This is a genomic window from Streptomyces sp. SP18CS02, from assembly GCF_036322365.1.
Lineage (GTDB): Bacteria > Actinomycetota > Actinomycetes > Streptomycetales > Streptomycetaceae > Streptomyces.
Map to the genome: position 1 here is coordinate 137630 of NZ_JAQYXC010000262.1, position 20350 is coordinate 157979.

18 protein-coding genes are annotated in these 20350 nt (G+C 72.4%); 9 read left to right on the forward strand and 9 right to left on the reverse strand.

What is annotated here, in order from left to right; all coding sequences use genetic code 11:
• The first annotated feature begins 30 nt into the window (after positions 1–30).
• Positions 31–1323, forward strand: a complete 1293-nt coding sequence (locus tag PUR26_RS06405; protein ID WP_329870040.1) for a wax ester/triacylglycerol synthase domain-containing protein — start codon at positions 31–33, stop codon at positions 1321–1323.
• A 47-nt stretch (positions 1324–1370) separates the two neighbouring features.
• Positions 1371–2300 (forward strand): SDR family NAD(P)-dependent oxidoreductase, encoded by a 930-nt coding sequence (locus tag PUR26_RS06410; protein WP_329870042.1) that lies wholly within the window; start codon positions 1371–1373, stop codon positions 2298–2300.
• Here the strand turns inward: PUR26_RS06410 and PUR26_RS06415 are convergent.
• Positions 2229–3446, reverse strand: a complete 1218-nt coding sequence (locus tag PUR26_RS06415; RefSeq protein WP_329870043.1) for a beta-ketoacyl-[acyl-carrier-protein] synthase family protein — start codon at positions 3444–3446, stop codon at positions 2229–2231. The two genes, PUR26_RS06410 and PUR26_RS06415, sit on opposite strands and share 72 nt — an antisense overlap.
• Positions 3447–3454: 8 nt before the next feature.
• Positions 3455–3646 carry an acyl carrier protein gene (locus tag PUR26_RS06420; RefSeq protein ID WP_329870045.1) on the reverse strand — a complete coding sequence of 64 codons (192 nt, stop codon included), beginning with the start codon at positions 3644–3646 and terminating at the stop codon, positions 3455–3457.
• A 200-nt stretch (positions 3647–3846) separates the two neighbouring features.
• Between PUR26_RS06420 and PUR26_RS06425 the strand changes: the two genes are divergently transcribed.
• Positions 3847–5106 carry an aminotransferase class I/II-fold pyridoxal phosphate-dependent enzyme gene (locus PUR26_RS06425; protein WP_329870047.1) on the forward strand — a complete coding sequence of 420 codons (1260 nt, stop codon included), beginning with the start codon at positions 3847–3849 and terminating at the stop codon, positions 5104–5106.
• Positions 5107–5254: 148 nt separating this feature from the next.
• Here PUR26_RS06425 and PUR26_RS06430 read toward each other — a convergent pair whose 3' ends face one another.
• Together PUR26_RS06430 and PUR26_RS06435 are read right to left on the reverse strand one after the other, a co-directional pair.
• Positions 5255–8455, reverse strand: coding sequence for a hypothetical protein (locus tag PUR26_RS06430; RefSeq protein WP_329870048.1), 3201 nt, complete (start codon positions 8453–8455; stop codon positions 5255–5257).
• Positions 8456–8632: 177 nt separating this feature from the next.
• Positions 8633–8782, reverse strand: coding sequence for a hypothetical protein (locus PUR26_RS06435; protein WP_329870050.1), 150 nt, complete (start codon positions 8780–8782; stop codon positions 8633–8635).
• Positions 8783–9314: 532 nt separating this feature from the next.
• Between PUR26_RS06435 and PUR26_RS06440 the strand changes: the two genes are divergently transcribed.
• From PUR26_RS06440 to PUR26_RS06450, 3 genes are all read left to right on the forward strand, one after another.
• Positions 9315–9800 (forward strand): cation:proton antiporter regulatory subunit, encoded by a 486-nt coding sequence (locus PUR26_RS06440; protein ID WP_329870052.1) that lies wholly within the window; start codon positions 9315–9317, stop codon positions 9798–9800.
• 6 nt (positions 9801–9806) lie between these two features.
• Positions 9807–11024, forward strand: a complete 1218-nt coding sequence (locus PUR26_RS06445) for a cation:proton antiporter (RefSeq protein WP_329870054.1) — start codon at positions 9807–9809, stop codon at positions 11022–11024.
• A gap of 188 nt (positions 11025–11212) precedes the next feature.
• Positions 11213–11566 (forward strand): hypothetical protein, encoded by a 354-nt coding sequence (locus PUR26_RS06450; protein WP_329870056.1) that lies wholly within the window; start codon positions 11213–11215, stop codon positions 11564–11566.
• A 248-nt stretch (positions 11567–11814) separates the two neighbouring features.
• Here PUR26_RS06450 and PUR26_RS06455 read toward each other — a convergent pair whose 3' ends face one another.
• From PUR26_RS06455 to PUR26_RS06465, 3 genes are all read right to left on the reverse strand, one after another.
• Positions 11815–13056 carry a DUF2993 domain-containing protein gene (locus tag PUR26_RS06455; RefSeq protein ID WP_329870058.1) on the reverse strand — a complete coding sequence of 414 codons (1242 nt, stop codon included), beginning with the start codon at positions 13054–13056 and terminating at the stop codon, positions 11815–11817.
• Between the two features lie 256 nt (positions 13057–13312).
• On the reverse strand, positions 13313–13489 hold the full coding sequence (locus PUR26_RS06460; protein ID WP_329870059.1) for a hypothetical protein: 177 nt from the start codon (positions 13487–13489) through the stop codon (positions 13313–13315).
• A 193-nt stretch (positions 13490–13682) separates the two neighbouring features.
• The gene (locus tag PUR26_RS06465; RefSeq protein WP_329870062.1) at positions 13683–14573 is read right to left on the reverse strand and encodes a hypothetical protein; all 891 of its coding nucleotides are present in this window, start codon (positions 14571–14573) and stop codon (positions 13683–13685) included.
• A 394-nt stretch (positions 14574–14967) separates the two neighbouring features.
• Here PUR26_RS06465 and PUR26_RS06470 point away from each other — a divergent pair, with 394 nt between their 5' ends.
• Positions 14968–15156, forward strand: coding sequence for a LapA family protein (locus tag PUR26_RS06470; protein WP_329870064.1), 189 nt, complete (start codon positions 14968–14970; stop codon positions 15154–15156).
• Between the two features lie 88 nt (positions 15157–15244).
• Here PUR26_RS06470 and PUR26_RS06475 read toward each other — a convergent pair whose 3' ends face one another.
• Positions 15245–15676 carry a DUF7144 family membrane protein gene (locus PUR26_RS06475; protein WP_329870066.1) on the reverse strand — a complete coding sequence of 144 codons (432 nt, stop codon included), beginning with the start codon at positions 15674–15676 and terminating at the stop codon, positions 15245–15247.
• Between the two features lie 538 nt (positions 15677–16214).
• Here PUR26_RS06475 and PUR26_RS06480 point away from each other — a divergent pair.
• Both PUR26_RS06480 and PUR26_RS06485 read left to right on the forward strand, forming a co-directional pair.
• A complete protein-coding gene (locus PUR26_RS06480) occupies positions 16215–16778 on the forward strand; it encodes a potassium channel family protein (protein WP_329870068.1) in 564 nt (187 codons plus the stop codon).
• Positions 16779–16803: 25 nt separating this feature from the next.
• On the forward strand, positions 16804–18228 hold the full coding sequence (locus PUR26_RS06485) for a chloride channel protein (RefSeq protein WP_329870070.1): 1425 nt from the start codon (positions 16804–16806) through the stop codon (positions 18226–18228).
• Positions 18229–18262: 34 nt separating this feature from the next.
• Here the strand turns inward: PUR26_RS06485 and PUR26_RS06490 are convergent, their stop codons facing one another.
• Positions 18263–20083, reverse strand: a complete 1821-nt coding sequence (locus PUR26_RS06490) for a glycoside hydrolase family 15 protein (RefSeq protein WP_329870072.1) — start codon at positions 20081–20083, stop codon at positions 18263–18265.
• Between the last annotated feature and the right edge of the window lie 267 nt (positions 20084–20350).

Below are 20350 nucleotides of genomic sequence, written 5' to 3' on the forward strand. Positions count from 1 at the left end.
TGCGGCCCCGCCCTGTCCCTGGTGATCGCGATGACCCACTGCCCGAATCCGGTCGACGGCTGTTTCCTCACCTACGAACAGGAGCATTCCGGCGTCCACCCCTACATCGGCGCGGTGCTGCACGCGACCGGTACGGCCCCGAAGCTGAGCGACGTGCGGGAGCAGATCGCCGGCCGCATCGACCGGATGCCGAGCCTGGTCTGCAGGGTCTCCAAGCAGGGGCGGCGCACCGTCTGGGACGTCGATCCGGACTTCGATCCAGGGCGCCATGTGCACGAGATCCTCCTCCCGGACGGTGTCACCTCCCCCGACCAAACCGTGGAAGCGCTGCTGTGCGAACCGATGGCGGAGGACGCGCCGCGCTGGGGCGTCTGGCTCATCCACGGCTACTCCGGCGGTGAGTACGTGCTCTTCTACCGCGCCCACCACGCGGCGCAGGACGGGCAGGCCCTGCTCGACGCGGTGACGACACTCTTCGGCGCGGGCCCGCCGGTCGCGCCGCGCCGGGCCGTCGTCACGCCGCCCGTCCGCCGCCCTTGGAGGAGCCGGATCCCGGCGCGCGCGATCGGCCGGAACATGGTCGATCTCGCTCGCGGACTCAGGTCCACGATGACCTGGTCGAAGGGCCGGCCACTGACGGGGCAGGCGCGGATCGTCTCGGCGTCGGTGCCCCTGCCCTGGCTGCGCGAGACCGCGCGGGTGCTCGGAGCCACACCCAACGACATCTGCCTGGCGGCTCTGGCGGAGGCCCTGCGGACCTGGCTCCCCGAGGACCGGCCGGCCGGCCGGGGGCGCAGGGACCTGCACGTGGGCATGCCCGTCACCCTCCGCTACCCGGAGGAGCGGTACTCGGTGGGCAACAGGGTCTCGGCCGTGCGCATCCCGCTCTCCTTCTGGGCCGACTCCTCCACGGAACGCGTGGCGGCCATCGCGCGCGCCACCCGGCGCATCAGGACCGACGGGATGCGCCGGGTACTGCGGGCGCAGACGCGTCTTCCGGAGTGGCTCCTCTACCGCTTCGCCCTGCAGGCCGCGAACGTGCGCAGCGGGCTGGACACTTCCGGACTCGTCCGTGTGCCCGGACGGCTGGCGATGGGCGACGACCCGATCGAGGTCGTGGTACCCACCCTGTTCCTGCACGGAGAGCAGCCCTTCGCCGTCTCCTTCCTCTCCTACCGGGGGCAGGCCCTCGTGAGCTTGACCATCGACCGTGCGCTGGCCGACGCCGATGGGCTCGCCACGCTGTGGGCGGCGGCCGTCGAGCGGCTGTGGCGGGAGGCAACCACCGCCGCGGAGACACCCCCACGCGTGCCCACGGGATGAGGCAGGGGCAGCAGCGAGCCGTCGGCCACCGTACGAAGGAGACAGAGATGGGAACCGCCCTGGTCACCGGCGCCAGTTACGGCATCGGCGCCGACATCGCACGCGCCCTCGCCGCACGCGGTCACGACCTGATCCTCGTGGCGCGCGGCGCCGAATCCCTGGACCGGCTCGCAGCCGATCTCGCCGCCGTCCGGGGGGTCCGGGCGCGTACGCTGCCGGCCGACCTGACGGACGGCGCCGATCTGGAGCGGGTGGCCTCGGCCGCGTACGGGGCCGACATCCTGGTCAACAACGCCGGAGCGGGTCTGGGCAGATCGTTCGAGCGTACGCGATGGGCGGACGAGCAGCGCATGCTCGACCTCAACGTCGTCGCACCGGCCCGGCTCATCCATGCCGCGCTTCCCGCGATGCTCCGGCGCGGCGACGGCCGCATCCTCAACGTGTCCTCGGTGGCCGCCGCGGGGCCCGTGTGGCAGGGCACCTCCTACGGGGCCGCGAAGGCGTTCGGTCTGGCGCTGACCGAGTCGCTCGCCTACACGCGTCTCCTCCGCGCCTCCCCGGTCGCCCTGACCGCCCTGGTGCTGGGCCACACCACCTCGCAGTTCCACGAGCGCGCGGGGATCCCCCCGTCGCCGCCCCTGCTCACGCTCGCTTCGCCGTACGTCGCCGAGCGGGCGGTACGGGCCATCCACCGCCGCCGTCCGCCCGTCACCTGCGTACCGAGTCTCCGCTACAAGCTCCTGGCGGGTCTGCTGCGGCACACCCCCCGAAGGCTTCTGGCGCTGCCCGGCCTGGCCGACGACTTCACCACCGCCGGCCCCGGGGCGGACCGCCCCGCCGCCGCGGACACGGAGGCCGGGGCCGCGCAGCCGGTGGGCGCCCGGACGGGGCCGGGGGAGGGGCGGTCAGTCGGGGCTGATGGCGAGTACGGCGTTCTGCCCGCCGAAACCCGTGGACATGGAGAGCGCCAGCCCTAGTCTCCCCGGCCGGCACTCGGTCGGGATGTGGAGGTCGACCGCCGGGTCGAGCTCCTCCAGGTTGGCGGTGGGCGGGACGAGGCCCTGCTCCACCGTGAGTACGGTCAGCGCCGCTTCCACGGCGCCCGCCGCGCCCAGCAGATGACCGGTCACCGGCTTGGTTGCGGTCACCGGCGGGTGGTGCGGGAACAGCGAGGCCAGGGCGGCGGCCTCGGCCCGGTCGCCGACGGGGGTGCCGGTGCCATGGGCGTTGATGTGCGAGACGTCCCGCACGGAGGCACCGGCTTGCGCGAGTGCCTCCCGGACGGCCGCCTTGAGTCCCGAACCGTCCGGGCGGGGCTTCACCACGTGGTGGGCGTCCGACGAGGCCCCGTACCCCCTGATCCGGGCGCGCGCCCGGGCTCCTCGGGCACGCGCGTCGGCGGCGCGTTCCAGGACCAGCATCCCGGCCCCCTCCCCGAGCACGAAGCCGTCCCGCTGCCGGTCGAACGGGCGCAGCGCCCCGGCCGGGTCGGCGAAGCGGTGCGACAGTGCGCCGATCCGGTCGTATCCCGCGACGTAGAACGGAGTGATGGCGGCGTCGGCGCCGCCGGCCAGGGCGATGTCGCAGCGGTCCAGGGCCAGCAGATCCATCGCCGTGCCGATGGCCGTCGCGCCCGACGCGCAGGCGGTGTTGACCGTGTGGCTGGGGCCCGTGGCGCCGAACTCGATGGTCAGCTGGGCGGCCATGGAGTTGCTCAGCGAGGTCGGTACGGCGAACGGCGACATGTCCTGCGGCCCGGAGGCCAGCATGGCCCGGTGCTCGGTCTCCAGCGTGCCGGACCCGCCGCTTCCGCAGCCCACGACCACCGCGACCCGGGCTCCGTCCCAGCGTGACGGTTCCAGGCCGGCGTCGACCAGGGCGTCGCGGGCGGCGAGCAGCGCCAGCTGCGCGCACCGGTCGGGCTTGCGCGCCCGTGCCTGGCCGAGCCGGGACGGATCGAAGGGGGCCACCCGGCAGGCCAGATGGGCCGGAGTGGGGGGCATCTCCTGTTCGAATACCGCCGTCGGCAGCGCCTTGCACACACGTTCCCAGCCGGCGGCCCATCCGTCGCCGGCCGGGGTCATCATGCCGATGCCCGTGACACACACGTCGCGGCCGGTCATGTGGAGGGTCACCGGGACGCGACGAGAGCGGCGACGTCCGCGACGGTGGCCGCGGCGCCGATCTCCTCCTCCGTCACCGCCAGCCCCTTCTCGCGGCGGAGGACCAGCGCCAGTTCGACGACCGCGATGGAGTCCAGACCGGCTTCCTCGCGTGTCGCGTCCGGACTGATGTCGTCCTCCGGAATTCCAAGAGAAATCATGACGCTTTTCAGTTCATCATATGACACTGTTTCTCCATGGGTCGTCGGGTGCGGAAGGCGCCAAAGTACCATCCATCGGGGAGAGACCGATTCCCCGGGTGAGCTGTCCCCGGGTGCTCCGTGATGACATATTGGGCGGCTCTTGAAAGCGGCCGATCGGGGCATCGGCCGGGGTGCGAGCGAACCTGGAGAACGTGCGCATGGACATTCTGGAAAGGTGCCGGTCGTGGACCGCGGAGCATCTGCGGCAGACCGGGCGGGACTGCTACTACCGGGCGATCGGGGACACGTTCGACGGCACCGAGGTCGAGTTCGGCGGCAGGCGGGTGATCATGGCCGCCACCCACGACTACCTGGGGCTTTCGGCGGATCCCAGGGTGCGGGCGGCCGCTGCGGAGGCGGTGGGCCGTTTCGGCACCTCGCTGGGCGGATCGCGTGCCGTGAGCGGTTCCCTGGAGCTGCACGAGGAGCTGGAGAGCGCACTGGCGGTGTTCCTGGGGCAGGAGGCGGCTGTCGTACTCCCGTCCGGATTCCAGGCGAATTTGATGCTGGCCCCGCTGCTGGGGCCGGATGATCTCGTCTTCGGTGACTTTTCCAATCATGTCTCGTTGGATGAGGCCGTCAATCTCGGTCAGGCGGAGCAGCGCAAGTTCCTGCACGGGAATGTCGAACATCTGGGGGAATTGCTTCACGCCGCTGACGGGAGCGCGGGGAAAGTCATCCTCACGGACGGAATCTTCTCGGTGGACGGCGACATCTGCGACCTGCCGGGAATCATGGAACTGGCGTCCGCCCACGGCGCACGGGTCGTCGTGGACAGCTCCCACGACCTGGGTGTGCTCGGACCGACCGGGGCGGGGGTGGGGGAGCACTTCGGGCTGCGCCCCGACATCGTCACCAGCGCCCTGTCCAAGAGTCTGGCCTCGGTGGGCGGAGTGATCGCCGGACCCGCCGAAGTGATCCACTACCTGCGCTTCCACTCGCGCACGGCCCTGTTCACCGCGGCGGCGTCCCCGGCCAACGTCGCCGCCGCGCTCGCCGCCCTGAGGATCCTGCAGGCCGAGCCGCAGCGGCGCGCCCGGGTCCTGGATCTCGCCGAACGGCTCCACAACGGCCTGCGGGCGCTCGGCTACACCACCGGCGCGTCCGTCACCCCGGTGGTGCCGGTCCTGGTCAGGGGACGCGAGCGGTGCCTGCGCATGTGGCGGCAGCTGGAGGCGGCGGGGGTGTTCACCGCGCCCATGACGTACCCCGGCGTCAGGGCCGGCCAGGAGGTGTTGCGTGTGACGCTGACGGCCGGGCACACCGATGGGCAACTGGAGCGGGTCCTGGCCGCGTTCGAGTGGGCCGGGCGGAAGGAGGGGGTCATCGCGCCGTCCGCGTCGCAGGGGTACGCCCCGGTGCGGATCGTACGGCCGGCCGCGTCGGCGGATGCCGCCGCCGTCGCCTCCGGCGGCTGAGGGCGCGGGGGCAGTGACGTCCCCGCGCGGCACGTGGCCCGCGGTGCCGTACCGGCCGGGTGCCGGGGTGCGTGCCGGACGCCGGTGAACGCCCTCCGCGTACCCCGGCCGCACGGCCGGGTGCCGGGTCCGCGGGCGCCGGCCCGCGTCACCGTCCGGCGCAGCGGGCGGCCGCGTGGGCGAGCTGGCCCTCAAGGGTCAGGGCGGCGGCCCCCGGGCCGTCCCGCTGCTGCCGCAGTTGCCGGTCCAGGTCGGCCTGGGCGCTGAGCGACATCACCCACCCGAGGGGCGCCTGGGCCCCCGGACCGCGCACGTTGGCGAAGCGGAGGTAGTTCTCGCAGCCGAAGGCGCCGAACGCGCGTTGCCGGGCGGTCGCGTCCTTCGTGCCCGACACCCCGCTCAACCCCTGCACGGGGACGAGGAGTTCACTGGGCCGTCCCGGTGACGACCGGGTGGCCACGCTGTTGTAGCCGTTGTCGATCTGCACGAGGACCGGCCGGATCCGGCGGCGCCCGGCGGCGTTCCCCGGGACGCAGCGGCCGGCGGTGAACGTGCCGCCCGCGTTGTGGCAGTCCACGAGCGGGCGGAGCAGGCCGTGGAGGTCGAAGGCGGTCAGACTGCCGGTGGCTTCCACGTATCCGCCGTCGACCACGGACAGGTGGCCTCCCCTGTTGCCCTCGTCCGGGCAGCGGGAGCCGCTGAGCCTTCCGGAGGGCGTGATGTACGGGAAGCGCGCCGACAGCAGCGCGGCGGTGGACCGCTTCACGTCCTGGTCGCCGCAGAGGAAGGAACCGCGCAGGTCGATGAGGGTCGGGGCGCCCGGGCCGTCCTGGCTCCCGAGGGCGTCCTCCGGACGCCGGGTGCAGGAGAGCGCCCCGGCCGGCCGGTCGAAGGCGCCGGCCTGGACCGGGGAGGTCAGCACCCGGCAGCCGCTTTCGACCGCGGTGCCGTTGAGCAGGGCGAGCGGTGTCCAGCTCCTGGCTGCGGGAGGGGGCTGCGGGGTGGCGAGCCACGAAGCGTAGAAGGGGTCCTTGAGAGCTTCCTGCCTGTTCTCCCAGGACTGTTCCAGCACGGCCGCCCGGTCCTTCCCGGGGAACCCGATGAAGGCGCGGGGCAGGTCGACGAAGACCATCCACGCCACCGCCGGGGAGAGGTGGTCGGCCCCGAAGACCGACTTGTGGTCGTCGCGCGGTCCCTTCGGCACCCCGGACGGCGGCCCCGTACGCGAGAGCCATGACACGGCGCCCAGGCTGCCGCCCGAGATGCCGCTCACGGCGAACACCGGCGCACGCCTGTCCGGCGGGCAGCCGGAAGCACCGGCCGTCCCGGCCGGCCCCGGGGGGAACAGCCTGTCCAGTACCCCGCCCGTCCAGTAGGCGGCGCGGATGCCACCGCCCGAAGCCGCCACGATCACCAGGGGGACGGGCTCCTCGTCCCGCGCGCCGCCGGCCGCGTCGACGCCGGACCCCGCGATGGCGCAGTTGGCGGCGGCCCACCGCTCGAACCGATCGGCCAGGAAGTCCCCGTCCCCGTCCGCCAGCGGCCTTCCGCCGCTGTCGACCCGGACGGCGTGGTGCCCGCCGGTGTCGAAGGCCGACGCGGCGAGGAACCAGACGAGGATCAGGGCGAACACCGGGGTCCGGGAGAGGCGCAGCACCCGGAAACCCGCGACCGGGGTGGCCCGCTCCGACCAGCGCTGCGCCTCGTTCAGAAGTACCAGGACGAGACCGAGGAAGATGGCCGCGACGGCCACCGGGCCCATCAGGGCGGCGACGCTGCCGGGGTCGTCGTCCGTCAGGGACGTGACCGTCACGAAGGCGAGGAACAGACAGACAGCCGTGAGCGCGGCATAGAGACCGTGTCCGCCGCCGTCCGCCGGAGACAGCGCCCACCAGCGGTTCCTGCGCTCCGCCCGGCGCAGTGCGTAGGGGACCGCCACCGAGGACAGGGCGACGGCCGTTCCGGCGAGGACGACCGCGAGCGCCCAGCGGCGACCGGGACCGGCCACCGCCGTCGCGGTCGCGGAGCGGACCGCGAACACCCCCAGGACCAGCAACGGCAGGGCGGCGAGCAGCCGGGCGGCGGCCCCGAGCCGGTACAGGCGGGGAGCCCCGATCAGCCGGGCCCGCTCGTCCGCCGCCGCCCTGGCCGCGCCCCGCCCGAGCTCGTCCCTCCGGTGGACGAACGCCGCCGGCGCACCGGCGATCCACGACAGGACGGCCACGGCGACGAGCACCGCCCCCAGCCCCAGGAGGTTGCGCCAGAAGAACGCCCCGAACCCGAGACACACGACGCCCGGGGCCGCGATCCACAGAACGGGGACCGGATCGAGCCCCGCGTCGTCCGTCAGGGCGGTCCGGTGGACACTGCGCCACAGCAGCAGCGCCAGGACCGCGACCGCCGCCAGTGTCCCGACCGCGGTGTGCCAGTGGTCCAGCACCCCCAGGAGGGCGTCCTGCATCTGGTCCGTACCCACGCCGGTGAGCACCAGCAGCAGGAGGACCGAGACGGCGATCTGCAACCGCAGGATCTTGACGTCCTCCCACCAGTTCACCGGGGGCCTCCAGGTCTGGACCACCAGCAGCACCAGGAACAGCGCGATGACGGACGCCAGGATCCACTCGGCCACCGCGGCCAGGCCCGCGACCCGGTTGAGGACGTCGATGGAGCGCGGGGCCGGAGCGCCGAGGGACAGCGAGAACCGGCACGCGCCCTCGACGACTCCGGCGACGACCAGAGGTCCGATCAGGGCCCACCGCAGGCGTCTGCCGACGGACCAGCGCAGCGCGGCTTCCGAGGGACTCTCCTCGACCGGCGCGTCCACCGGGATCCGGGCGGCGAGGACGGTCAGCGCGCGGTGGAGCAGGAAGGCGCAACCGAGGACGAACAGGATGTCGAGCCCGGCCAGCCAGCGCAGCAGCAGCCGTGGCTGCGCCGCGCCGGATCGCATGACGAACTCCCGGTCCGGGGCGACGCCGAAGGCCTCGACACACGAGGTCACCCGTTCGTCGGGTCCCGGATCCGACGCCGTGCCCTGGGGGAGGCGCTGTTCCTCCGCGTCGGGCAGGGCCTGGAACCAGACGCACCAGGCCGTGCGCGCGTCGTCGCGCGCGTCCGAGGACCAGGCGGCGAGGGTGAACAGGCCGCTCGGCGTCGCGGACGGATGACCGGGGGCCTCGATCCTGCCGAGGCCCCCGTCCAGCTGGCGCACCCCGATGGACAGCAGCGCCACCAGGACGAGCAGACACGCCACGGGCGGGCGCAGCCCCCATGGCCGCGCGGGGGCTGTGCTCGGGTGCCGCGATGTCTGCTGTTGCCGGTCCATCGGTACCTCGCGCTCGGTCGACATCCCATATTGATCAACGACGCGGACCGACAAGAAGCCGCTGAACGGGTACAGGGGGACGAGAGGCGCTCAGAGGCCCGCTGCGCCGACGTGCGCGGCGAACCGTGCGGCCCGTGCACCGGGCCGGGAGCGCGCCTTCGCCGACCGGCGCGGGCACCGCTCCGAACGGGCGGGCCGCCATCACGCCGCGCGGAGGCCGGCGACGGCGTCGAACGGGCGGGCCGCCGGCGCACGATCGCGCACCGGCTCGTCCCGATCGGTGGTGAGTGAACTCGTCCCCGGAATCCGGACGTCGCTTTGCGCTGATTGGCATGACTGTTCATCAATCATGACTATTGTCCTGCGCTAAGATTCTTTACCGAGCCATTACGCTTCATCGAGCAGACAGCGCTCATTCGTGGCCTCGCGGCCGACGGCCATCACCCCAGGGAGGACGGGACATGGATCGACACGTCCACGCCCGGCTCCCGCGCGTCGCCGGCGCCGTGTGCCGTCGCGCGGCATCGCCGGCCTCCCGGGCCGTACGGGTCGACAACGCCGCGCGCGACAGCGTGCCTGATACCGACGGCACCCCCCTCAGGGGTCAACGCGTCTGACACGTCCGGGGTGTCCCGGGTGCCTTGCCTCCTGCCGACCGCCGACCGCCGACCGCCGACCGCCGACCGCCGACCGCCGTCCACCGACCGCCGGCCCCGACCGGCATAGGCCCGGTGACCGGCAACCGCGCGCAAAGGTTGCGCGGGGCCGATCGGTTGACGGCGGGACCGCGGATGAGGGACCGGTGCGCGTCCGGCCGTGGCCGCGTCACGAACGCCGACACTGGTACCCGCACGTCCGCACCCGCGTTCCTTTGGAGCACACCATGGAGCCCACGGCTCACACCCGCAAGACCGCCCTGCCCGGCGTCGGCACCCGCTACGACCTGGAGACGGAGGCCGGCCGGCACCTCTCCGTCGTCGTCCACCAGGACGGCCGGCGCATCCTCGCCTTCCACGACCCGGACGACGACGACAACTGCCGGGAATCGGCGGCGCTCGAACCGCACGAGTCGACCGCACTGGCCGAACTGCTGACCCCCGACCCCGTGGCGCACCTGCACCAGCACATCGAGATCGACCTGGTCACCGAGCACATCCCGGTCACCAAGAGGTCGCCGTACGCAGGCCGCACCCTCGGCTCGACGCGGGCGCGGACCCGCACCGGAGCCTCCGTCGTCGCCGTGCTGCGCCGCACCGCCGCGGTCCCGTCCCCCACACCCGACTTCCGCTTCGCCATCGGCGACACCCTCGTCGTCGTCGGTACCCGAGAAGGCGTCGACGCCGTCGCCGAACTGATCACCGGAGGATAGACGCCCGTGCACGACACGACTGCCATGCTCATCGAACTCGGGTCGATCATTCTCGCCCTGGGCCTCCTGGGCCGCCTCGCCGGACGGGTGGGCTTCTCGCCCATACCCCTCTACCTGCTCGCCGGGCTCGCCTTCGGACACGGGGGCATCATTCCGCTCCAGGCCAGTGAGGACTTCGTGGCGACCGGCGCGGAGATCGGCGTCATCCTGCTGCTCCTCCTCCTCGGCCTGGAGTACAGCGCCTCCGAACTCGTCACCAACCTCAAGACCCAGTACCCCTCCGGGGCCGTCGACTTCGTCCTCAACGCCGTACCGGGCGCGGCCGCGGCCCTGGTCCTCGGCTGGGGTCCGGTGGCCGCCGTCGCCCTGGCGGGCGTCACCTGGATCTCCTCCTCCGGCGTCATCGCCAAGGTCCTCGGAGACCTCGGCCGCCTGGGCAACCGCGAGACCCCGGTCGTCCTCGGTGTGCTGGTGATCGAGGACCTGGCCATGGCGGTGTACCTGCCGATCCTCACCGCGCTGCTCGCCGGGGTGAGCCTGGCCGGCGGCACGATCACCCTGCTGATCTCGCTCGGGACCGTCGGCGGCGTCCTCTATCTCGCCCTGCGGCACGGCCGGCTGATCAGCAAGGCGGTCTCCTCCGACAACGCCGAGATGCTGCTCCTCGTCGTCCTCGGTCTCACGCTCCTCGTCGCCGGGATCGCCCAGGAACTCCAGGTGTCCGCCGCTGTCGGCGCGTTCCTCGTCGGCATCGCCCTGTCCGGAGAGGTCGCGGAGGGGGCCAGCAGCCTTCTGACACCCCTGCGCGACCTGTTCGCCGCCGTCTTCTTCGTCTTCTTCGGACTGTCCACGGACCCCGCGGACATCCCGCCCGTCCTGGTCCCCGCGCTGCTCCTCGCCTTCGTCACCACTCTGACGAAGGTGGCCACCGGCTGGTACGCGGCTCGCCGCGCGGGCATCAAGCCCGCAGGCCGCTGGCGCGCGGGCGGAACCCTCGTCGCCCGCGGCGAGTTCTCCATCGTCATCGCCGGCCTCGCGGTCGGCGTCGAGCCCCGGATCGGGCCGCTGGCCACGGCGTACGTCCTGATCCTGGTCATCACCGGGCCGCTAGCCGCCCGCTGGACCGAGCCCATCGTCAGTCGGTTCACCCGCCGTCCCGCCGGCCCGGTACCGACCGCCGTACCCGAGGCCGAGCGTGCGGACGTCGCGCCGACCGGCAGCTGAGAGGTCCGTGTTCCGAGGTGACGCGGTGGAGTGCGGACGGCCGGCGCCGGGCGCGGAAGGAGCAGGGCGCCGCTGAGGCGAAGGGCTTGCCTGCACACGGGGTCCCTCCCGCGCGCCGGGGGAGGGAGGCGGTCGAGTGGCGGATGCTGAGTGCCGGTGCCAGACCCGTCTCCGCTCCGGTGCCGGCCATGGTGACCTGGGCCGCCGCCTTCATGACGGCCGCGGTCCTGGTCGGCGTGCTCAACACGGTCGCCGCCCGGGCCGAGCCGCCGGCCGGCCTCGCCGCCATGACCGTCCTGGCGGCACTGCTGGGGATACGCGCGCGCTTCGCCGCCGCCCCCGGCACCGCCATGGTCTGCTGGCTGTTCCTCAACGGGTTCGCCACCCCTGCGGCGGGTGAGCTGTCCTGGGCGGCCGACCACGATCCCGGCCGGCTCGTCTGCCTGTTGCTCGGAGCCCTCGCCGGGACGGTGGCAGCCCGAGCCGCCCGCGCCCGCGCGGCCTACCGGCGTGTCACGCCCGCCGGGCCGCGGGGCATGTGAAGGGGCGGACCCGGGACGGTGGCCCGTCGCCGGGTCCGGAACGGCGGAGCAGCCGGGTGCCCCGAAGACCGGCCGCGGTGTGATCCGCCGCCTTCTCCCGGGGGGCGCCCCCCGGGCCTCCCCGCTGATAGGCCTCGTCACCGTCCGCGGCCTCGTCACCGTCCGCGGACGGTACGGAGAGCCGTGGGACGCCGGCGGCCGCCGGGCCCGCGGGGACGCTGTGGCTCCGCGGGCCGGCGCGGGCGGGCCTACCGGCCCCCGGCCACCTGGCCGAAGGTGAGGCCGGTGCCCGTCAGATCGGCACGGATCCCGGAGGGCTCGACCACGACGTCGCGCAGCCGTACGTCCCCGGCGGTGCTGGGCAGACGGAAGGAGAGGGCCAGCCGGTCGGACAGCTCCGGGGGCCTCAGCTTCAGCAGGGCGCCGACCGTCTCCGGGTCGATGCCCGCCTTCTCCAGCAGCCACGGGTGGTCGATGACGAGGTCGACCAGGTTGACCTTCATCAGCTGGCGCAGGAAGAGCGGCGAGCCCGTGAGCCGGCTCAACTCCTCCTCGCTCCGCAGGGCGAGGTCGATCCGGGAGGCGGGCAGACCCAGGCGCTGTGCGATCGAGGGCAGCGAGAGGAGTGCCTTGGCGCGGGCCGCTTCCCGGCTGATGCGCTGCGCGGCCTCGGGGTGCAGATGCAGCCCGGAGTGGGCGGGGTCGGCCCCCGGCCGGTAGGTGAAGAGGCCCGGCACATCCAGGACCATGTCCTCCACGGTGGTCGACACGGCCCGGTCGCCGTCCCGCTCCACCTGCGCCTCGGCCCGCACGCTCACTTCATGGCCCGCCACCGGAAGGGAACCGGCGATGTGGACGCTGCCGCGCCCGGAATCGGTGAACCGGACCTGGGAGGCGCCGAGTTCACGGTTGAGGTCGTCGAAGGAGAGCAGGACCTCGCCGTCCATGCGGTCCACGACGGCGCCCTGGATCGCGGTCGGCAGATCCCCGACGATCCGTATGTCGGTGGCCGTGGCGTGTACTTCGGCCAGGGACACCTTGTCGGCGGCGACGTCGGGAACGGTGACGTCCGCCGCGCGGATCCGTTTGCCGAGGACCTGGGTGAGGAAGGGGAACCCGGCGATCTCGACCTCGGGCCTGGCCGCGAGGTGCAGGGACTCCTGGATCCTGTCCTCGGCCCTCTCCTCCACGTAGGCGACGGCCAGCCGGTCCGCAGCACCGAGGAGGGCGGCACCGACCGCGGCCGTGACGGCCAGCTTCAGCACCACAGGGGTGGCCGCGAACCGGCTCCGGCCGCGGTGGTCGGGCGGTGACCACTCCTCGGCATCGTCGTCCGAGGGGATGCCCGGTCCGAGATCCCCCGAGCGGTTCCGGGTGGGGGAGCCCCCGGTCGTGCGGCCGGCGCCTGGCGAGTTCCGGTCTTCGAAGTCGGGCTCGGGGTCGGCCAGTCGTGCCAACTCGTCGTACGGATTGCGGGGCTGAGGGGACATGCGTGTGGGGGGTCGCATCGACTCATCCCATCACGGTGACCACCATCGAAGGCAAGTTCGACCGGCCGGAAACGGCGAGATCTCGAACACATGGGGGGTGCCGACGCGCTCGAACCTTCGATCTCCAGGGGGCGTTGAGCCGCGGCGCGCGGTCGCCGGACCCGCCGAGCGACGTGGCTGCGCCTGCACGGTGGCATCCGCCGTCATCCGGCGTCGGATGCCACCGCGCCGCTCCCGTTGCGTCGTTCACCGGGAGTCAGTTGTGGCCGAACCTCCGCTGCTGCCTGTGGGCGACCTGCTCCGCGGCCGGGTGCACCGTGCCGGCGGCGGCCGATGACTTCGCCTGCTCCTTCGCCTCCGCGGCGGCACTGCGTTCATGGCCGCCGGTACGGGCTCCCCGGTTCTGTCGAGTCTGCTTCTTGCCCACGATCATGCCTCCTGGCCTGGCTACCGGACGATGGGCTGGTTCCAGGCTTGCACGAGCGCCCGAACCGTGCACTTCGGTCACGCGCTGTGCGGCGGTGGTCGACCCCCGGTGCGGGGAGGGCCACCGCGTACGGCGTACGCGCACACCTTCCCGAGGGCGTCGCTCGCCGGACGGCCGCACCCGGTGCCGGCTACCACTGCTACCACTGGTAGAGGTACTGGTCCCAGTTCGGGTACCAGCCGGTCCCGTAGTACCTCCAGGAGTCGGAGTCGAGCAGCGCCACATGGCCGCCCCAGTAGACTGCCTCCTTGAGCTGGAAGACCGCCCACCAGCCGGTGCCCGCGGTCGGCGCGTGACTCGTCGTCGTCGCCTTGGACCGGAACCAGGACCACATGTCGCGGGCCCGTATCGGGCGCAGGGCGCTGGTGCCGCACCGGGCGTTGATGTGCGCGTTGGGCGGATACAGCTCCAGGTATCCCGCCCGCATGAAGGCATCCGACAAATAGTGGGCGCAATTGTTCGCGTAGGTGTCGCCGCCCATGCACGAGGCCGCCCAGTGACTGCCCACCGCGGAGAGCGGCGGTGCCAGCGTGAACCAGGCGGGCGGCAGGGTGGTGGGCAGGGGGAAGGTCGTGGGAAGGGGCATGGGCTGGATGCTCGCGCGACCGCTTTCCGGCATTCCCGGGAGGTCGGGCGGAGCGGGCGGGGCGAGGTGTTCCATCTGCTCCACCGTCGTGAATCCGTTCGCCCGTCTCGGCATTCCGGGAAGGTCGGGAGCGGTCGGAGGAGCGATGTTCTCCATCGCGACGGTGAAGGAGGAGGACTGTGGTTCCCCTGCGGACATACGGCTCATGCGGAACGCGTTGGATCCCGCGCGCACCCACACCCTGATCCGGTCCTCGCCGATCTGCTCCTTCTCCATGATGTCGGAATTGGCGAACGAGTAGACGGTGGTGGCTGATTCAACAATCAGAAGATTTCCTGGAACGTTTCTGTCCTCCTTTCCGTAGCCCTCGAACGGAATGGTCGAGCTGCGCTTGGATGCCCGCTCCAGTAGCGTGCTCAGATCGGTTTCTTGACCTTTCATCATGTTCTCGACCATTTCCATCGTCTCCCGTATGCGCTATGGCAGTGGTGATGGTCGTCGCGAACCGTGCCCCTTGATTTCATCGTCCGCCGGAGAGTGGGCTTGCGCCACCCGGGTGAATGTGGTTGTGCCCACCACGCCGCGCCGACCAGGCCGTACCGGCCCGCCCGGCGGCAAGGGTGCCGCGCTGATGGTGGTTTCCGGCTCAACCTTCTCGCGCCTGTTCCCCCGTTCCGGCCCGTTTCTCGCGGGTCCCCGGTCGAACAGTCCGAAATGCGGCGTGATGGTACTCAACCGGTGCTCGTCGCCTGGAACACCTGATACTGGAACCATGAAGCAGAGAACGTCTCGACCGCACGACCCCTCGACCGTTACCGTCAGGGGCCGGAGCGTGCGGATGCGTACGATCGGGATCGCCGTGCTCGCCGTGCTGGCGGTCTGGTTCATCGCGGCCAACACCGCTTCGGTGGCCGTCAAACTCTGGATCCCCACCCTCACACTGCCCCTCTGGGCGGTGCTGACCGTGACCCTGGTGGTGGGGCTGGTCATCGGCTGGTTGCTCGCCCGGCGCCGCACCGGAAACTGATCCGAGCGCCTCATGCCACGGCCCCCGCCGTCGCGGCGGGGGCCGTGAGGCCGTGGGTGTCGTGCAACGCGTTCAGGCGTCGGGGACGTCAAGCCTCGGAACGGCGTGGTGTGCACAGGGCCCAGATGATGAAGGCGTCTATCGCGATCAGCGTGAGCGCCCAGAAGGGGGCGTACGGCAGCCACAGGAAGTTCGCGAACATGCCCATGCCGGCCAACGCGACACCGGTGATCCTCGCCCACATGGCTCCCTGCAGCAGGGCGAATCCCGCGACGAGGATCACGATGCCCAGCAGCAGGTGGATCCAGCCCCAACCCGTGAGGTTGAAGCGGAAGATGTAGCTGGGCGTACGGACGAACACGTCGTCCTGGGCAATGGCGGCGATGCCCGCGAAGATCGCCATGAGTCCGCCGAAGATCATCATGACGGCGGCGAACATGGTCCAACCGCCGACGAAACCGCTCGCCTCGGTACCGCGCGCAGCGGTGTGCGGGCGGGCTCCGCTCACATGACTCGTCATGGTGCGCTCCTTCGATGGGGCCGATCCGCCGGACGGGGTCCCCTGGGCCGATCGGGCTAATTCCAATCTGTGCGCCCCAGGGGCCGTTCGCATCTCGGGGCGCGGGCGTCCGGCTCGTCGCGCGGTGACCGCCGTGGCCCCGCCCCGCGTGCACCACCGCGCGGCCCCGTACCCGAGCGCGCCACCGGACCCGTACCACCACCGGGTGTCATCCGCGGCCGCTGGACGGGTGGACGGAGCGGCCCGCCGGCTCCGCTCCGGTCGCGCGAACGGGGCGGGGCGATTCTCCTGGATGGGCGGGGGACTTCCCGCCCCCCACGGACCAGACGCAGGAGCGCTTCATGGCATCCCACCGATCCGAGCCGCGGTCACCGGGGCCCGGCCACGGGCAGGGTGACGCCGTTTCGGGCACGGCACGGCCCGTGGGCGGCCGAGCCGTACGGACGGCGGTCCCGGGACCCGGCACCACCCTGCCGGAAGTCGGTGGCACGGACGGGGCCGACCCGACCGGCCACGACGGCCTGCGACTCCGAGGGCCGTGACCCGGGACGACGGCGGAGCCCTCGGTCCCGCCACACCGCGCCGTCTGCTGGTCCTTCCCCTGTTGCGATCGACAGGGGCAGCCGTCCTGCTCACCGTCCTGTACTACGTGGCGCCGCTGGACCGTCAGGGCGGCGTCGGTACCACGCTCCTGCTGATCGGGGGGCTGCTCGCGTTCGGCGCCCTGGTCACCTGGCAGGCGGTCGCCATCACCGCCTCGCCGCACCCCCGGCTGCGTGCCGTCGAGGCCCTGAGCACAGCCGTGCCCCTGTTCCTGATCACGTTCTCCGCCGTGTACTACCTGATGGCCTCGGAGCCGGCCCTGCCCTTCTCCGAGCCCCTGAACCGCACCGACGCGCTGTACTTCACCGTCACCGTGTTCGCCACGGTCGGCTTCGGCGACATCGCGCCCACGTCGGAGGCCGCGCGGGCGGTGACCACCGTGCAGATGGTGGCCGACCTGATCCTCGTCGGCCTGATCGCCAAGGTCTTCTTCGGCGCGGTACGGATCGGGCTGGAACGGCGACGGGACCCCGCGCGGCCCCCCGGGCGTGAACCATGACCGGCCCCCGGGAGGGAACGATTCCATGACGGAGCCGAACGACCGGCGGGACGCGTCCCCCGGAGTGGCACAGCCGGCGGAGGCCGAGCTGCTGCGCGACCTCCTGCGCAGCCCCTCCTACCTCCGGGCGCTGCTGTTCTGCGCGCTGATCGGCATCCCCGTCTCGCTCGCGGCCTTCTGGTTCCTCGCCGGCCTCCACGCGCTCCAGAACGTGCTGTGGGACGACCTGCCGCACACTTTGGGCTGGGACTCCCCGCCTTGGTGGTGGCCGCTTCCTCTGCTCCCGATGGCCGGGCTCGTCGTCGGACTGGTCGTCAGCCGCCTCACCGGAGCGGGCGGCCACATCCCGGCGTCCGGCCTCCACGCCGGAGGGGTCGGCCCGAGCGCCCTGCCCGGCGTGGTGATCGCCGCGGTGGCGAGCCTCCCGCTGGGCGCGGTCCTCGGACCGGAAGCACCGCTGATCGCCTTCGGCGGAGGCCTGGCCCTGCTCTTCCGGAAGGTCGCCCGCCGGCCCGGGACGCCGCAGAGCGACGCCCTGCTGGGGGCGGCAGGCGCCGCCGCCGCGATCGCGGTGATCTTCGGCAATCCGCTCGTCGCCGCGGTACTCCTCATCGAGGTCGCCGGAGTCGGGGGTCCCCGGCTGGTCGCGGTGATGCTCCCCGCGCTGCTGTCGAGCGGCGTGGGCTCCCTCGTGTTCACCGGATTCGTGCGCTGGACGGGACTCAGGACCGGAGGTCTCGCGCTGAGGTTCCCCGGACCTCCCACGCTGCTCGACATCGGCGATGTGGGCTGGTCCGTCGTGGTGGCGGCGTTCCTCGGAGTACTGCTGCGGCTGGTGTTCGCAGGAGGGCGGCTGACCGCGGCGTATGTGTCCGGGCGCCCGCTGCCCAGGACGGTCCTGTGCGCGCTGGGCGCCGGATGCTGCGCCTCCCTGTACGCGGTCGTCACCGGCCGGTCGCCGGCGGAGGTGGCGTCCTCCGGTCAGGCCACGCTGGCGGACCTGGTCGCCGATCCTCATGCGTGGGGAACCGGAGCCCTGGTGGCCGTGCTGCTCTTCAAGGCCGTCGGCTACGCCCTCTGTCTGGGCAGCCTGCGAGGAGGGCCGGTGTTCCCCGCCCTGTTCCTCGGGGCGGCGTTCGGGTTGCTGCTGTCCCCCCTGCCGGGGCTGGGCGTGGTACCGGGGGTCGCCGCCGGGATGGCGGCGGCCGTGGCCGGGGCCCTGCGTCTGCCCGTCAGCAGCGCGGTACTCGTGGTCCTGCTGCTCCGGGACGCCGAGACGATCCCCGTGGTGGTCCTCTCGGTCGTCGTCGCCTTCGTCACCGGCGAGCTGGTGCCTGCCGGGCCGAAGGTCGTGCCGGTCCCGGCGCGCCCGCCCCGACGACGCGAGGCGGCCGGGGGGCGCGGGGGAGCCAGGGGCGGCGAGGAACAGGGCGCGTCCGAGCGGGGGTGAGGCCCCGGCGGCCGGCCGGGGCCGGCGGGAGGCGTCAGCGCTCCTGCTGCCGGTCGAGGGCGTCGTTGAGCGTGCGGGCGGCCATGATGAGCGAGAGATGGGTGAACGCCTGCGGGAAGTTGCCGAGCTGCTCGCCGCTCGGCCCGATCTCCTCCGCGAACAGCCCGACGTGGTTGGCGTACGTCTGCATCTTCTCGAACGCGTAGCGCGCCTGGAACAACCGGCCCGCCCGGACGAGGGCGTCGACGTGGAGGAAGGTGCACAGACTGAAGGTGCCTTCCGAACCGCGCAGGCCGTCGGGGGAGACCGCGGGGTCGTAGCGGTAGACCAGGCTGTCCGAGACGAGTGCCCGGTCCATCGCGTCGAGAGTGGAGAGCCATCCGGGGCTCTTGGGGGCCATGAAGCGAACACGCGGAACGAGCAGCAGGGAGGCGTCCATGACGTCGGAGCCGTAGTGCTGGACGAGTGCCTGCTCCTTCTCGCTCCACCCCCGCTCCATCACCTGTTCCAGAATGGTGTCACGGGCCGCCGTCCAGCGGACGGTGTCGGCCGGGCGGCTGAACTCCTGGGCCAGCCGCAGCCCCCGGTCGAAGGCGACCCAGCACATCACCCTGCTGTACGTGAAGTCCTTGCGACCGCCACGGGTCTCCCAGATGCCCTCGTCGGGCCGGTCCCAGGAGTCGGCCAGCCAGTCGAGCGTCGAGGCCAGCCCCTTCCAGCCGTGGTATCCGGTCTGGGCCGCCAACTCGTGCCCCTCGGCCAGGGCGTAGAGCGCCTCGCCGTAGATGTCGAGCTGGAGCTGGTCCACCGCGGCGTTGCCGGCCCGTACGGGGTAGGAGCCGCGGTAGCCCTCCAGGTGGCCGAGGATCTCCTCCGGTATGTCGGGGTCGCCGTCGACCCGGTACATGATCTGCAGACGCTCGCCGGACGCGCCCTGGCGGTCGCGCATCCGGTCGCCGAGCCAGCGGGTGAAACCGGCCGCCTCGTCGACGAACCCGAGGTCCAGCAGGGCGCGCACCGAAAGCGAGCCGTCACGGATCCAGGTGTACCGGTAGTCCCAGTTGCGCTCGCCGCCCAGCTGCTCCGGGAGCCCCGTGGTCGCCGCGGCGACGGGGGCGCCGGTCGGGGCGTAGGTGAGCAGCTTCAGTGTGATGGCCGACCGGTTGACCATGTCCGACCACCGGCCGCGGTACCGGCAGGTGCGCAGCCAGTCCTGCCAGAAGGCGCCCACGGCGAAGACCTGCTCGGTGAGCCCCTCCAGCGTGACGGGAGCGGGCTCCTCGCCGGCCGGGTCGCAGACGGTGAAGACGGCCGCCGCCGTCTCGCCCGCCCTGAGCGTGACCTCCCCCCGGACGTCCTTCCCGTCGCGTTCGAGCGGGAAGGTGGCCTGGAGGTGGCCGGTCTGCGACGGAGCCCGGAACGTCGCGATCCGCGGGCGCACGTCGAGTTCGTGCTCCGCCCGTGCGTAGTCGAACCGGGGCCGGCACTCCAGGGAGAACCGTACGGTTCCGCGTACGGACCGTACGAAACGCAGCAGCGAGTGCCGGTCCGTGGGGGTCGGCGACACATTGGGCGGCATGCAGTCGATGACCTCGCCGACACCCTCGGGCGACATGAACCGGGTCACCAGGATCGCCGTGTCCGGGAAGTAGAGCTGCTTGCACGTCGAGTCCGCGTCGTGCGGAGCGAGGCCGAAGCATCCGCCGCGCGCATGGTCGAGGAGAGAGGCGAAGACACTGGGGGAGTCGAACCGGGGGGCGGCGAACCAGTTGATGACCCCCTTGGAGGAGACCAGCGCCGCGGTCTGGAGATCGCCGATCAGACCGTGGTCGGCGATGGCGGGATAGGGGTCCATGGTGACTCCGATCGGGAAGCCCCTCCATGACGTCGGCGGCGGCCGCGGCTCCTCGCGGGGTTCGGGGAGACGGGGCCGCCGGCTTCTTCGCGGGGGAGACCCGTCCGGGCCGTTCGACGGTTCGCACACCGGTTTCGACGGTTGTCACACCAGTGAGGCCCATTGCATCACCCCCGGGGACTCCCCGCACTTCGGTTCCGGGGCGAGCCGCAGGGCCGGTGTGCGGAGCCCTTCGGCAGTGCGCCGGCGGGGCGTCCGGGCGGGCCG

Excerpts from the sequence above, each read along its gene's own strand:
- PUR26_RS06435 (WP_329870050.1), bottom strand. The coding sequence starts at position 8,782 with ATGATTGATGAACAGTCATGCCAATCAGCGCAAAGCGACGTCCGGATT.
- PUR26_RS06450 (WP_329870056.1), top strand. The coding sequence starts at position 11,213 with ATGGTGACCTGGGCCGCCGCCTTCATGACGGCCGCGGTCCTGGTCGGC.
- PUR26_RS06405 (WP_329870040.1), top strand. The coding sequence starts at position 31 with ATGACCCACTGCCCGAATCCGGTCGACGGCTGTTTCCTCACCTACGAA.
- PUR26_RS06410 (WP_329870042.1), top strand. The coding sequence starts at position 1,371 with ATGGGAACCGCCCTGGTCACCGGCGCCAGTTACGGCATCGGCGCCGAC.
- PUR26_RS06485 (WP_329870070.1), top strand. The coding sequence starts at position 16,804 with ATGACGGAGCCGAACGACCGGCGGGACGCGTCCCCCGGAGTGGCACAG.
- PUR26_RS06490 (WP_329870072.1), bottom strand. The coding sequence starts at position 20,083 with ATGGACCCCTATCCCGCCATCGCCGACCACGGTCTGATCGGCGATCTC.
- PUR26_RS06420 (WP_329870045.1), bottom strand. The coding sequence starts at position 3,646 with ATGATTTCTCTTGGAATTCCGGAGGACGACATCAGTCCGGACGCGACA.
- PUR26_RS06475 (WP_329870066.1), bottom strand. The coding sequence starts at position 15,676 with ATGACGAGTCATGTGAGCGGAGCCCGCCCGCACACCGCTGCGCGCGGT.
- PUR26_RS06460 (WP_329870059.1), bottom strand. The coding sequence starts at position 13,489 with ATGATCGTGGGCAAGAAGCAGACTCGACAGAACCGGGGAGCCCGTACC.
- PUR26_RS06455 (WP_329870058.1), bottom strand. The coding sequence starts at position 13,056 with ATGTCCCCTCAGCCCCGCAATCCGTACGACGAGTTGGCACGACTGGCC.
- PUR26_RS06415 (WP_329870043.1), bottom strand. The coding sequence starts at position 3,446 with ATGACCGGCCGCGACGTGTGTGTCACGGGCATCGGCATGATGACCCCG.
- PUR26_RS06430 (WP_329870048.1), bottom strand. The coding sequence starts at position 8,455 with ATGTCGACCGAGCGCGAGGTACCGATGGACCGGCAACAGCAGACATCG.
- PUR26_RS06470 (WP_329870064.1), top strand. The coding sequence starts at position 14,968 with ATGCGTACGATCGGGATCGCCGTGCTCGCCGTGCTGGCGGTCTGGTTC.
- PUR26_RS06465 (WP_329870062.1), bottom strand. The coding sequence starts at position 14,573 with ATGATGAAAGGTCAAGAAACCGATCTGAGCACGCTACTGGAGCGGGCA.
- PUR26_RS06425 (WP_329870047.1), top strand. The coding sequence starts at position 3,847 with ATGGACATTCTGGAAAGGTGCCGGTCGTGGACCGCGGAGCATCTGCGG.
- PUR26_RS06440 (WP_329870052.1), top strand. The coding sequence starts at position 9,315 with ATGGAGCCCACGGCTCACACCCGCAAGACCGCCCTGCCCGGCGTCGGC.